Source organism: Flammeovirga sp. MY04, assembly GCF_001682195.2.
Taxonomy (GTDB): Bacteria; Bacteroidota; Bacteroidia; order Cytophagales; family Flammeovirgaceae; genus Flammeovirga; species Flammeovirga yaeyamensis.
Genome location: NZ_CP003561.2, coordinates 1355157 through 1370160, shown reverse-complemented (window position 1 = coordinate 1370160; position 15004 = coordinate 1355157). Strand labels below are relative to the sequence as shown.

At 36.7% G+C, this 15004-nt stretch carries 6 protein-coding genes; all 6 read left to right on the top strand.

Annotated elements, in window-relative coordinates:
* Window positions 1-4 precede the first annotated feature (4 nt).
* Complete coding sequence (locus MY04_RS25250) at window positions 5-1486, top strand: T9SS type A sorting domain-containing protein (RefSeq protein ID WP_158297910.1); 1482 nt, start codon at window positions 5-7, stop codon at window positions 1484-1486.
* A gap of 3 nt (window positions 1487-1489) precedes the next feature.
* Window positions 1490-4732, top strand: a complete 3243-nt coding sequence (locus MY04_RS25245) for a glycoside hydrolase family 2 TIM barrel-domain containing protein (protein ID WP_066215570.1) — start codon at window positions 1490-1492, stop codon at window positions 4730-4732.
* A 449-nt stretch (window positions 4733-5181) separates the two neighbouring features.
* Window positions 5182-8265 carry a SusC/RagA family TonB-linked outer membrane protein gene (locus MY04_RS25240; RefSeq protein WP_066215568.1) on the top strand — a complete coding sequence of 1028 codons (3084 nt, stop codon included), beginning with the start codon at window positions 5182-5184 and terminating at the stop codon, window positions 8263-8265.
* Between the two features lie 13 nt (window positions 8266-8278).
* Entirely contained in the window at window positions 8279-9973 is a 1695-nt protein-coding gene (locus MY04_RS25235; protein WP_066215566.1) for a RagB/SusD family nutrient uptake outer membrane protein, read from the top strand.
* Between the two features lie 11 nt (window positions 9974-9984).
* Window positions 9985-11616: a hypothetical protein gene (locus tag MY04_RS25230; protein ID WP_066215564.1), complete on the top strand. Its 1632-nt coding sequence runs from the start codon at window positions 9985-9987 to the stop codon at window positions 11614-11616.
* Window positions 11617-11977: 361 nt separating this feature from the next.
* Window positions 11978-14893, top strand: coding sequence for an Ig-like domain-containing protein (locus MY04_RS25225; RefSeq protein WP_066215562.1), 2916 nt, complete (start codon window positions 11978-11980; stop codon window positions 14891-14893).
* Window positions 14894-15004 lie beyond the last annotated feature (111 nt).

Genomic DNA, 15004 nt, shown 5'->3' with positions numbered 1-15004 from the left:
ATTTTTGCTACCAATCTTAGGATTGGTAGCCTCTATTTCGACTACTTTAGCACAAACTCCAGTGTCTCACCCATTCATGGAATGGAAAACTCAAGAAGAGATGACGGATGAGTTTGAGAACTTGGATCAATCAAAATGGAATAATGATCCGAACGATTGGGGAGTATGGTCTTGGGATCCTTCTCTAGCTTATGTGGAGGACGGTGAGTTAAAGATCAAAATGATTCAAGAAACACACCGCAGAAATACTGATTATGGTCAGAACGAAGAGTTGTACTATAAATCGGGTATTATCAGAAATTATAAGCCGATTACTTATGGATATTTTGAAGCTCGCATCAAAGGAGCGGATAGATTCCCAGGTGTTTCTCCAGCATTTTGGTTGTACAGTATCAATCAGCCAGATCCGACAGAAGATGGACAAGCGAAATATTGTGAGATCGATGTTGTCGAATTGACGCAAAGAGAGTGGAGTTTTGAAACAGGAGATTGGGAAGGTCCAGAAGCCATCGATATGAACCTTCACGCAGTAGCAAGAGAAAATGGTGAATTGATTCAGATTCGTCCACATAAAACTCCTGAAATTGCTCAGAATAAATGGTATGCAGATTTCGACCCGAGAGACGATTACCATACTTATGGAGTACTTAACAGAGCAGACTCTATTATTTGGTATGTGGATGGTATTGAAAGAGGAAGAAAAGAAAACCTTTATTGGCACTTACCAATGTACGTAACTGTATCGATGGGCCTAAGAAGTCCATTTGTGAAATACGATGAAAATGGAGTGAGAAAACCCGTTCCAGAAGAAACAACTACAGAAGGATTCCCAACTGAAATGCTTTGCAGCTATGTAAGAGTATGGGAATCGGATCCTCAAGTTGTGATGGATAAAACCTACGAAGGAAAAGAATTTGGTAAAGATAGAGGCATGAACTTCAATGTTTATTTTGATGCAGGTAGTGGATATCGTTCTACTTATCAAATGGACTTTGAATTACAGGAAAGAGATACCAATGGAGATATTGTTGAGGTAGTTGCTACATCTCAAGCCATCTTAAACGGACGTTCAGCCGGTGATGTTGTAGGTTCTTTCAATCTACAAAATGTTGAACTTTCAGCTTCTTTAGAAGATGGACATTATTATACTATCGATGCCATTTTTAATTCAACAAAAGACGAGAATGAAGAAGTGAGAATGACTTCTCCAGTTGCCGTCAAAATTGTTGATCAAGTGACATCAATAGATACTGAGCGTCAAAAGAATGTTGTTGTGTATCCGAACCCATCAAACAATTTATTCAAAATTAAGGGGGTAAATCAAACAGCACCTGTACAGGTAATGAACATCATTGGGGAAGTAATAATTGATGAGCAAATTGAAGCAAATAAAGCAATTGATATTTCAAATTTAGTCAATGGAGTTTACTTTGTGAGAGTAAACATCGATGGACAATGGATTACTAAACGACTAGTAAAAAACTAAACAATGAAAAAAATACTCTTTAGTCTCAGCTTTTTGCTCTTCGCATTCAATGTGATGGGGCAAAATGATTGGGAGAACGAACATATTTTTGAAATCAACAAACTTCCTGCAAGGGTAGCATCCTATTCTTACTATTCTGAACAAGAGGCATTAGAAGGAGACCGAAAAACATCTAGAATGATGTCGCTGAATGGTACTTGGAAGTTTAATTTTGTCCCTAAGGCAGAACTGAGACCTAAGAGTTTTATGGAGATGGATTTTGATGGCAAAGATTTTACAGAAATTTCTGTTCCATCAAATTGGGAGATGCAAGGACACGGACAACCTATATATACCAATATCACTTATCCGTTCACGCCCAATATTCTTGATCCAAATTTAACGTACGATTGGAAAGGTCCTCAACCGCCACTTCCTCCAAAAATTTATAGAGACAATCCTGTTGGATCGTATTATAGAGATTTTGAAGTGCCAGAAAGCTTTAAAGATGAATCCATTATTCTTCATTTCGGAGGAGTTACCTCAGCTTTTTATGTTTGGGTAAATGGTGAAAAAGTAGGTTATAGTCAAGGAAGTTGCCTAGCCGCAGAATTTGATATTACCGATTACGTAAAGGAAGGAAAAAATAAAGTGGCTGTTCAGGCTTATCGATATTCAGATGGAAGTTACCTAGAGGATCAGGACATGTGGAGACTAAGTGGTATCCATCGTGAAGTGATGTTATTGTCACAGCCGAAGGTAGCTATTAACGATTTCCATGTGAAGACATCATTTAATGAGGATTTGACAGAATCTATTATAAAAATTCGTCCTACTCTTTGGATGGAGGGCGATGAAAAATCATTAAAAGATTATACGATAAAAGGGCAAGTATTTGATGTACAAAATCAACCTGTATTAGAGAAACCTATGCAGGTAAATGCGGAGTATGTATTCAAACAGCGTTGGCCTGCTAGAGACTTACCAAAGTTTGGATTACTTGAAGGGAAGGTGAAAAACCCTGTTTTATGGAATGCAGAAACTCCTAATTTATATACTTTGGTGTTGACTTTAGAAGATGCCAAAGGGAAAACAATTGAATCTAGAAGTCATCAAATAGGTTTTGTAAAAGTTGAGTTCGACGAGGATAATGCTTTATTAGTGAATAATGTTCCTGTAAAAATTATGGGGGCAAATCGTCATGATCATCATCCTATAAGAGGAAAAGCAGTGACGAGAGCTGATATGGAAGAAGAGGTGAGAATTTTAAAACAGTTCAACTTTAATGCAGTAAGAACTTCTCACTATCCGAACGATCCCTATTTCTTAGAATTATGTAATAAGTACGGTTTGTATGTGATGGATGAAGCCAATGTGGAGTGTCATCACTTAGGAAGTTATATTCCACACCAACCGTCTTGGGCCGCACCGATTCTAAGTCGTGTGATGCGAATGGTCGAAAGAGATAAAAATCATCCGTGTATCGTTTCTTGGTCATTGGGTAACGAATCGGGTACAGGTCCAGCCTTTGCAGCAGCTGCAGGTTGGGTAAGAAATTTTGATCCCAGTCGTTTTGTGCACTATGAAGGAGCGCAAGGAGATCCAACACATCCGGAATATGTGGAAAATGATAATGTAGGATATACTTCTCAAAACTGGGAATCCATGGCCAATCCGACAGATCCACAATATGTTGATGTGGTGAGCCGTATGTATCCGAATCAAGCACAGTTAATTCATATGTCGCAGAATCCGAATATCCAACGCCCAATTATTATGTGTGAGTACATGCATGCTATGGGGAACTCTGTTGGTGGATTGGGTGAATTCTGGGATCACATCAGAAAAACGCCAAATACGATAGGTGGATTTATTTGGGACTTTAGAGATCAAGGTCTTTTAACTCAAAGTGATAATGGAGTCGATTACTATGCCTATGGAGGCGATTTTGGAGATGTTCCAAATGATCAGAACTTCTGTATTAATGGGGTGTTTGCTTCAGATTTAACACCTCATCCTCATGCTTTTGAGGTAAAATATGTTTATCAGCCATTAGCCATTGAATGGGTGGATGTTGCAGAACATAAAGTGAAGTTTATCAACCGATTCACACACACTAACCTCGATCAATATCAAATAATCTATGAGGTGTTGGAAGATGGTAAAGTAATTAAAACAGGCGAACTTTCTGATGTTGCTGTTGAAGCAGGAAAATCAAAAGACTACATCTTGCCGATCAAGAAATTAAAGAAATCGCAAGACAAAGAATATTTCATCACCATAAAAATGTTGGAAAAACAAGATCGTTTATGGTGTGAAAAAGGGTTTGATGTTGCACATGAGCAATTATTGATTCAATCCGCATCTGAAACAAGCAAAGTAAAGTATGCTAAGAAGGCAAAAGGAGAGGTGGATACTACAGATAAAGTCATTAAAGTGAAGAATGGAATTGTTCAAGTGGAAGTGTCTAAAGAAAACGGTCAATTGATTTCTTATAAAATTGAAAATACTGAAATCTTAGAACGCCCTATGAAGTCTAATTTCTGGAGGCCATCCATTGATAACGATGTGAGAGGAATTGATGCAAAACGAATGAGTCAATCGAAGGAATTTTGGAAAGACATTGATCAAAGATGGACATCTACAGAGGTGAAAGTGGCCAATGAAAATGCAGGAGTAGTGGAGATAGAAGTGATGCAGAAATTAGAGGATAAGGTAGAATTGAAAACAATCTACTCGGTGACTCCTGAAGATGTTAAAATTGATTTGTATCTATCAGCGGATAAATCCGTGAATGATTTGATCAATTTTGGGATGACTATGGGATTGAGTAAAGAGTATGTTTCTACAGAATATTATGGTAATGGTCCATTTGAAACTTACGCAGATCGTAAAAGAGCAGCGATAAAACAAGTGTATTCGTTAGATACAAAAGAAATATTCTACCCATATGTGAAACCACAAGAAAATGGAAATAGAACAGAAACGTCTTGGGTGAAATTATCGAATAAAGAAAACAAGGGTATTTTATTTAAAGGTGCTCCAACATTAGAGTTCTCTATTTGGGAATATACGGCAGATAATTTAAGAGAAGCGAAGCATCAATATGAGTTGACAGCTGAAGAATATTATACTGTTAATGTAGGATTAGTGCAAGCCGGTTTAGGCGGGACATTATCACTTACTCTCCCAGAATATATATTAAAACCTGGAGATTATCATTTCAATTTCACTTTAGGCAAGTCAAATTCTAAGAAATTGAACTGATTTATAAGCGAATTGGATTAATTTAAGATAATCCTTCATAATTATATTACATAAGCACATAATTACCGCAATTATGTGCTTATTTTTGTATACAATTGACTGACATAGCGTCCACTATGTTATATTCATCGTGACTTCAATGATCTACTTACTTAAATGAAATGATTAAATATTTACAACTTTCATCTAAATATCATCGACTTCTGTCCATCGCATATACTTACTATAATTTACCCGAATAGCACAAAAATCGCTTAATGATAATTTAGTGCAAGTAAAAGGTAATTCTTACACATATCGCGAAGTCGATCTTCCTTAATATTGTATTATGAGTAAAAGCTTTACACATATACAAATTTTTAAAGGAATCGTATGAGGAGATTTTACTAACTCTTCAACATCTGTTCATTAATTTTTTTCAAATTATGCTATTATCAAGTAAACTTAGTATGAAATGGCAAGTGATACCTAAAGGGTGGATTACTACACTACTCTTTATGCTTTTTTCTACTGTTACTTTTGCCCAAGAAGTTGTTGTTGCGGGTAAAGTTTCAGCAGATGGAGAGCCACTTCCAGGGGTGAACATTATTATTAAAGGAACTTCTAAAGGTACTGTAACTGACATTGACGGTAACTACAGTATCAATGTTTTAAAAGAAGATGTACTGGTATTTAACTATATCGGTTTTCTTGCTCAAGAAGTAAAAGTGGGGACACAAACTTCTATTGATATTTCATTAGAGCAAGACATGGAGCTACTAGACGAAATCGTTGTAGTAGGTTATGGTACTCAAAAGAGAAAAGAAGTAACAGGTGCGGTGAACAATGTGACTTCTGAGGCAATTGATAAAGTACCTACTCCAGATTTAGGAACTGCTTTACAAGGTCAAGTAGCCGGTGTAAACGTTCAAGCAGCAAGTGGTGCTCCAGGTGCAGCAGCCAACATCCAAATTCGTGGTATAGGTTCGATTTCAGGATCTAGAGACCCCTTATATGTTGTGGATGGTATTCCATACCAAGGTAACCCTAACATTGCTCCATCTCAAATCAAATCAATTGATATCTTAAAGGATGGTGCATCTGCAGCGGTTTATGGTGTAAGAGCATCTAACGGTGTAATCTTGATTACAACAAAAACAGGTTCTCCTGATAAAATGAAAGTTGATTTTACAGCTTGGGGTGGTATTCAAAACATTACTTCAGGTACTGAATTAATGAATACCCATGAGCAGTTCTACTTCGATCAAATTAAATCAGAAGCAACAGGTGTTCCATCAACAGTCCTAGATGTGAACCCAAGAGCTTTGGAAAATAATTCTGATTTTGTTGGAACAATCCAAAACGATAATGCAGCTATTCAAAACTACGAATTGAATGTTTCTTCTGGTAAAGGTGATTTGATGGTGAACGCCAACGTTAACTACTTTAACCAAGAAGGTATTTTGATTAATTCTGGTTTCGACCGTTTGGCAACTCGTTTAACTGGTTCAATTAACAAGGATAAATTCAAAATGTTTGCTTCAGTTGGATTCCAAAATGAAAACAGACAAAGAGAGCCTTGGGGATTGTATGAGCAAGCAATTCGTCAAATGCCTTGGAACACTCCAATCGAAGAACTTCCAACTAATGGCGACATCATCCAGATTCCAGATCAAAACGAAATTACATATTCTTATTTATCTGGTATCTTATCAAACACTGATGAGGAGAATATCAAAAGGTTTAACGTAGCATTCAATGCGTCATACGAAATTGTGAAAGGTCTTAAATTCCAAGTAAGAGCAGGTGCTAACATGTACAATGCTACTAGAAAGAGATTCCAGCCTAAATATATCATCTTGGATGCTAATGGTAACTTTAACCCAACTGCATCAAGACCAAATGCTCGTTTAAATGAGGATTATGTATGGAATACACGTTATACTTGGGAAAATATCCTTTCATATGATAAGTCATTCGGAGACCATAACTTCAACTTTACAGGAACTTATTCATTTGAAGAATTTACGAACAAAACTACTGGTATAGCAGCATCATTTGCTGAAAATGGTAATAACGCTATTCAAGTACCAGGTGCTACAGTTTCTTCTTCAAATCCTACAGGTGGTTTAAACGAAACCGCAATGGTAGGTATGATGGGTCGTCTGCAATATAACTATAAGAGTAAGTATATGTTGTCAGTGTCTTTAAGACGTGATGGTACTTCTCAGTTCAACCCAGAAAACAGATTTGATGTTTTCCCAGGTGTATCAGTTGGTTGGAACGTAGACAAAGAAAACTTCTGGAATGTAGACTTCATTAACGGATTTAAAGTAAGAGGTTCATATGCTGAACTAGGTAACAATAGAGTAGGTAATAACCCATATATTGCAAGTCGTGTAATCGAATCTGGTATTAACTACATCTACGGTTCAAGTAAGGTATTAACACCAGGTTTAACACAAAGAAGATTCGCTAACCCAGGTATTATGTGGGAGACTTCTATCGCTAAGAACGTGGGTGTTGACTTAAGTATGTGGAACGATAGAATACAGTTTACAGCAGATATCTATGAGAACGATAAGCAAAACATGATCTTAGGTCAGCAATTACCTTTATCTTCAGGTGCAGCAGTAACTCGTGCAAACTCAGAAGTAGCTGAATATAGAACTTATACATTGAATGCTGGTGATATGACGAACCGTGGTATTGAATTGGCTCTAAATTATAAGAACCAAACGAAATATGGTTTGAATTATAACTTTGGTGTTACTTTCACTAGAAATACTAACGTGATCAATAACTTAAATGGTGTTGAAAGAGGTTTTGCAGGAGGTCGTCCTTCATTGACGCATAACTGGATGGATAACACTACATTCATGGCTCAAGGTTATGAGGCAGCATCTTTCTTCTTAGTGAAAACAGATGGTATTCTTAAGACAGAAGAGGAATTAAAAGCTTACCAAGAGACTATCAACCCTAACGCTCGTTTAGGAGATGTTCGTTTTGTAGATCAAAATGGTGATGGTGTAATTGACGACAATGATAGAGTATATGCTGGTTCAGGTATGCCAGATTTCGAAATGGGTCTTGTAGCTACTTTAGAATACAAAGGTTTCGATTTCTTCATCCAAGGTTACTACTCTCATGGTGCTGAAATCATTAACGGTGCTAGATTATATGCTTACGCTGAAGGAAGACACAAAGAGTTAATGGGTATGTGGTCGCCACAAAATCCAAATTCAGATATTCCATTGTCATTAAACAGACAATCTCAAAACGTTCGTTCTTACTCAGATTTATGGATTGAGGACGGTACTTACTTCAGAATTAGAACAATGACACTAGGATACAACTTAGGTAATTTACTTGATTCTTCAACAGGTATTTCTAAAGCTAGACTTTATATCTCTGCAGTCAACCCATTCACATTCACAAAATATACTGGTTATGATCCAGAAGTTGGTGGTGATGGTCTTTACATGAGAGGTGTAGATAGAGGTAACTATCCAGTGGCTAGACAGTTTTTAATTGGCGCTCAACTAAGTTTCTAAAAAGTATAAAACTATGAATACTTTAAAAAATAAATTAATATTCCTTTTCGCAAGCTTGGTGGTTTTAACTTCGTGTGATCATGATAGTTTTCTTACGAGAAACAACCCGAATGCGTTAACAGAAGAGACATTCTGGAAAACAGAATCAGATGCAGAGGCAGCATTAACTACAGCCTATGCAGCACTACAATTCCAATCGGTTAGTGGTGGTAACTTAACTTATGACATGATTAGAAGTGACATGGGTGGTACCAACGATTGGGTAAGACATTATCCTTATACTGAATTTACTATTCCTGATAATGATACCCCTGTATTCAACAAATGGGCAGAATTATATACTGGTATTTTCAGAGCTAATCAAGTAATTGATAATATCCCTACTATGGAGGTATTATCAGAAGAAAGAAAGACAGAACTTATAGCGGAAGCTCGTTTCTTAAGAGCATTCTTCTACTTTGAATTAGCACACTCATATGGTGGTGGTGTAATTAAATTGTCTTCTAAGACAACAAATCACAATGTTCCTTTTTCTTCTTTAGAAGAGGTGACTAACCAAGTAATTATTCCGGATTTAGAGTTTGCAATGGCTGAACTTCCATTAACTCGTCCTGAAGCACTTTTAGGTAAAGCTACTTGGGGTATGGCGACTACTTTGATGGGTAAAGTTCACCTATACAACAAAGATTGGACACAAGCAGCAGCTGAATTTAAAAAAGTAATTGACTCTGGTCTTTACTCATTAACTTCTCAATATGCTGAGAACTTTAGACACGATGTAATTTACAATTCAGAGTCTATTATGGAAGTGCCATTCGATGGTTCTGTTAACCCAGGTACTCCTAACTCAGGTATTGTAGATGATAGCCCTGGTACACCAGGTGCGGAGTCATCAACTCTGGCAAGATGGTTAGGTCCTTATTCTTTAGGTGGATGGCAATCGTTAATGCCTACATATTGGGCACATGAGTTATTTACTGCAGACTCAATTCCAAATTCTTCAGGTCACTCACCAAGATATTCAGCTACTCTAGCTGGTAGAGATGCAGAAGGGTTATATTACAATAAAACTCCTGCAGATTTAAAAGCAGAAGTGCCAAGAAGATGGACATTCGGTGAGTCAAGTTATGTAAAGAAATATGCTAACTGGTACCACTTAGATGTAGAAGATCCTGAATGGAGATCATCTATCCACTTCAAACACATGAGATTAGCAGATGTGTACTTAATGTATGCTGAAGCAGTTTTAGAAGGTGAAAACAACCTTAACGTTGCGATCGAATATATTGACAAAGTAAGAGCAAGAGCGGGTGTTGTAACACTAGCGGACTATATCAGTTCAGGTGGTATTCCACAATTGCATATCTCAAGAGACTTACACGGTGCAAGACCAGTTGTTCCTGCAACAATCGAAAATGTAAGAACTCACTTAAGAATGGTAGAAAGACCTACAGAGTTAGGGTTCGAAAACTCAAGATGGAGAGATTTAGTTAGATGGGGTATAGTAAAAGAAGTATTTACTACGCTACATAATGATGAGAATCAGCGTATCGCTGATTACGATCCTAATGCACCTCTAAAAGCTCCTTTATTTATCGAGCAAAGAGTACGTCCGGATTTCGTAAATAACTGGAACTTCTACGAATCATCTAGACACGATTATTTCCCTATTCCAGCGGCTGAAAAGCAAGCTAACGAAGCACTTTAAGTCATAATTCTATGAAATCAATATTAAAAAATAGTTATATATTTCTAGCTTCACTATTCCTACTTTTAGTAGGATGTGGTGAGGTGATGAATAATCCAGAAGTGATTACACCAAACCATAGTGTAATTAAAATCTCCCAATCTGGTAATGGAAACATCATCAACATGAATCAACATATTGATTTTGCCGATGTTTCACAAGGTGTCGAAAGTCGTCAGTGGATCTTCCCAGGCGATGATACTGTAACTGTAGAAGGTAATCCTGAAGATGTTCAGGTAAGAGGGGTTTTCCATATGGTCGGTACATATGATGTGAAATTACATCAAGTATTCAAAGGGAATGCTTATGTAGGTACTGAAGAAACTCCAAGAGAAACGAATGAGATTGATACTGTTATTACTGTAACAGTAATGCCTAAAGTGGAATTAAAATCAGTAAAAGCAAACATCTTAAATACAGATGGTACTTTGGGTGATGAGATTCCATTAGAAAATGTAGAAACTCCTAAAGACATTCCTTTTGGAAGTGTTTTACGTTTCACTTATCAGGCAGAAGGTAATCCTACTCAAATTCAAGGTGAATTTTTTGGAGCTGAGTTGTTAGCTCAAAATGCTGAAATGGGTACTTTCGATGTGAAATACGTTACTTTAGATAAAGTATACAGCATTGCACCAGTGTTCTTACGTCCACAACCAATGAGTTCAGATACCTTAGCAGTAGTTGATTTTGTGAAGTGTGTTCGTTCTGATGAGCCATTAACATTAGAGGAAGTGGCATCGAATGCGAGTCAAAAACCTACAATCAAATTCTCAAGAGGTTTAAATGCTAATTCTCTTAACAAAGAGGACTTTAGTGTAGTTATTCAAACAGCAAAAGGTGCGACAATTAATCCTGAAATTGTAGATGCATTCCTTGATCCGGATGATGCAAGTAAGGTGATTCTTGATTTAGGTACTGAAGTTATCTATAATGATGATATGGTCACTGTTTCATTCACTGAAGGTAGATTAGAATCTGCTGATGCTGCTAGAGCGACATCATTTACAGACGAAGAACTAGAAGTTTATTCTTTAAACCTATTAAAAGAAGGTGGTTTTGATTACGATATGGAAGATGCTTCAGTTAACTGGAACGCAGGACAACCTGATTGGTTAGGTGGTGACTTTACGAACACGTTAGAAAAAACATCAGAGCATGTAACATCAGGTTCGAAAAGTTTGAAAATATCTGTAAACCCATACAATGGTGTAGGTGCATGGGGTAATGGTACAGTTGTTTCACCATTCTCAAATGGAGAGCTACATAGATTCCCTTATTCTCCACATCCTGATGCAGGTAACAAAGTGAAGATCTCGTTTGATTTATACCTAGAAGAAAATTCAGGAAATATTGATCCGTCAGTACCTAATCAGTTTGCTACAAATATTCGTATGTATATTAACTGGGGTGCAGGTGGTGCAGAGAAAGCCCACTCTATTGGTGGATTACCTGAAGGACAATGGTATCATTTGGAAGATGTACTTGATATAACTAATGTACTAGAGTCATTTAGTATGGCAATTAAAATTGCTCAAACTGGTGATAAAAATTGTACTGTACATATTGATAATATCAATGTTTCACATTACCAAAGAAGACCGTAAATTTATTGAATTGCGATATATTTGAATAATTTTGATAAGAGCTGTCACTTTCGGGTGACAGCTTTTTTTTGTTCTAATTTATTGATTTAGAGTAGTTAAATATTCGATTTAAGTAACAAGATTAATAGTGCAAAGTGTTATAAAACAACTAGTTAATTTTTGATTAGAGCAGGTTAAAAATCGAGAAGTTAAGGGATATGTTAATCTATAAATTGTGGTGATAATGAATTATTTACTTGATGAAACCAAAGTGGTTTCAGTAAATTTTTACCAGCATATTATGACTTACTATTTTACACTCTTAAAGACAACAAAGGTTTGTCTTTTATCAACACTAATGCTTTTTGTGTCGGTCCAACTAATGGCACAAAAACCAACTAAAACAGCCAATCCCAACGATGAGTGGGAAATCCGATGGAGTGCATCGGACGAATTCAATGGAGATTCTCCCGATTGGGCGAAATGGATTCGAACAGGAAATCTTCCAAATACGACAGCATGGAAGTGGGACAATGCAAACAATGTTAAGATTGTGGACGGTGTTGCAGAATTGACAATGCGTCAGAATCCTAACAACCAAAACGATGGTGATACCTATTTTAAATCAGGTATTCTTAAATCCTATCAAACATTTACTTATGGCTATTATGAAGCAAAAATTAAAGGTGCTTCTATTGGTGAAGGGGTATGTCCATCATTCTGGTTATTCTCAAATTTTGATTATTCAGTTGGAAATGGAAAGACTGTTTACAGTGAAATTGATGTAGTTGAATTACAGCAATTTGATTGGTACGAAGGACATCAAGATGATATCCAAGATATGGACCATAATTTACATGCAGTAGTTATGGAAAATGGATCAGGCGTTTGGAGAAGACCTAAAATGCATCCAGATGAGCAATTGCTAAAATACCGTGCACCTTGGGATCCTAGAGATGAATTCCATATCTATGGTTGTGAGGTAAACGAGCAAGAAATTATTTGGTATGTAGATGGTGTTGAAATCGGTAGAAAGCCAAATACGTATTGGTACAGACCAATGAACGTAACACTGTCTTTAGGATTAAGAAAGCCATTTGTTGAGTTTTACAATAACAGAAACAATGCGGTAAATCCGGAAGAAGATGAAAGAGCAAAAGCAGCTTTACCAGGCATGCCTACAACAATGTTTGTAGATTATGTAAGAGTTTGGGAAAAAACAGGGACAAACAATAATCCTGAATTGGGTTTAGGGGAAATTGGCAACCCTGATTTCGAAGAAGGTTCTCTGAATTATTGGAACGCCGGTTCGGGCATTCACGATATTCAAACTACTGATGTAGCTAATGGTAATTATGGTGTTACTGTGAATAATGGTAGTGTAGCACAAAACATTACGTTAGCTGCAAATACAACATACACTATTACTGCAAGCGGTAAGGTGAAATCTGATGGAACAAAAGCATACTTTGGTATTAATGAAGCGATTTCAAATGAATTAGTGAAAAATTATGAATTCACATCCACTTCATTTGATAATGGTTCGATTACTTTTACAACAGGAGGACAAGAAGCGAGTTATAGATTATGGTTCTGGTCATCGACAGAAGCTTCTGTTGATAATTTTCAAATTGTTGAAGGTGATGAGGGTGATATAGTAGTAGTTCCTGTAGATGGAGTGAGCTTATCAGCATCATCAGTAAGTATTTATGAAACAGCAACAGCCAATCTTTCGGCAACAGTCACACCTTCAAATGCTTCTAATAAAGGTGTGACTTGGAGCTGTTCAAACACTAATGTAGCTACAGTTTCAAATGGTGTGGTTACAGGTGTAAACGAAGGAACAGCAACGGTAACTGTAACAACAAACGATGGAAACTTCACTGCTTCAGCTACTGTTACAGTAAATAAAAATACAAATTTAATTCACAACCCAGGATTCGAGTTAGCAGATATGTCGAAGTGGAATTTAGAAGGTAATGCTTCTGTCGGATCTGCTCAAGTATTATCTGGTTCGAATGCTGGATTTGTGAACGGCAATGGATCAATTAATCAAATTGTTACTCTTGCTCCAAACAAAACATATACTTTAAGTGCTTACGGTAAAGTGGCGTCTCAAGGTCAATCTGTTTATTTAGGTGTGACCAATTATACTACTTCTACATTTATAGAAAACGCATTAATTACCTCAACTAACTATGAAAAACAAAGTATCACTTTTACTACAGGTAGTGCACAACAACAGTTTAGAGTTTGGTTCTGGAATAACGAAGGAGGACAATATTATGTAGATGATTGGTCGTTGGAAGAAGTGACTGAAGGAGAGCCAAATGTAGCAGTAGAATCTGTTCAATTATCAAATAGTACATTGGATTTAGATGAAGGCGGATCGTATAGTTTACTAGCAACAGTGCTACCTGCGAATGCTACAGATGCATCTATTTCATGGTCATCATCTAATACTTCAGTAGCAAGTGTTGTGGATGGAGTAGTTTCGGCAATTGCTGAAGGAACAGCGACGGTGACAGTAACGACAACGGATGGTGGTTTTACTGCTACTTGTCTGGTTACAGTAAGTGCTATAGACAATGGACAACCTCCGGTAGGTTCAACATTACCAGAGGCGGGTTCACAAATTTGGTTAAGCACACTTGATAGTGAATACGTAACCGTGAATTTAGGTTCAGGAACAGCTTTACAAGCAACAGAAACTATGGTTACTTCATTGGAAGAATATATTGTGATTGAATCAGATGGTTATATGGTATTACAAAATGCAAATACGAATAAATTTGTGACGGCAGCTTCAGGTACTGGTACGCCAATAAAATGTGGTGCAACAGGTATTTTTGATCGTCAGAAATTTACGTTTGAGCTTGCAGCATCAGGTAATCTTTTGATAAAAGCAAAAATTAATGGATTGTATTTAGCCGTTGATGCGAACAATGTCAATCAACCGTTACTAGCAAATGCCACTTTAGAAGGAGCTACAGAATTTTTATGGAGCGTTTCTTCTTCATCTGGCAAAGTAACGAATATTGATAACTTCACATCGGTGAACAGTTATGTATATCCTAACCCATATTCATCAGGTGCATTAAAAGTAGGTTGGAATCAGAAAGCTACAGGTACAATTCAACTTATAGATTTACAAGGACATACTATTTATTCTGTTGGATTTAATAACCAATCGAATATTAGAATTGCTCCAGAAGAACTCCAAATAGCAAAAGGTATCTACATCATTCAAATTGTAACAGATACACTGACGCAAACATCAAAGTTAATTATAAAATAGAAGACACTACCTATGTCTTCATTATAGGCCTTTCTGTTTCAGAGAGGCCTATTTTTTATATCAAATACTCATAAGGGTAAATTAGGCTAATTTTTTCTATTCAAATGATAA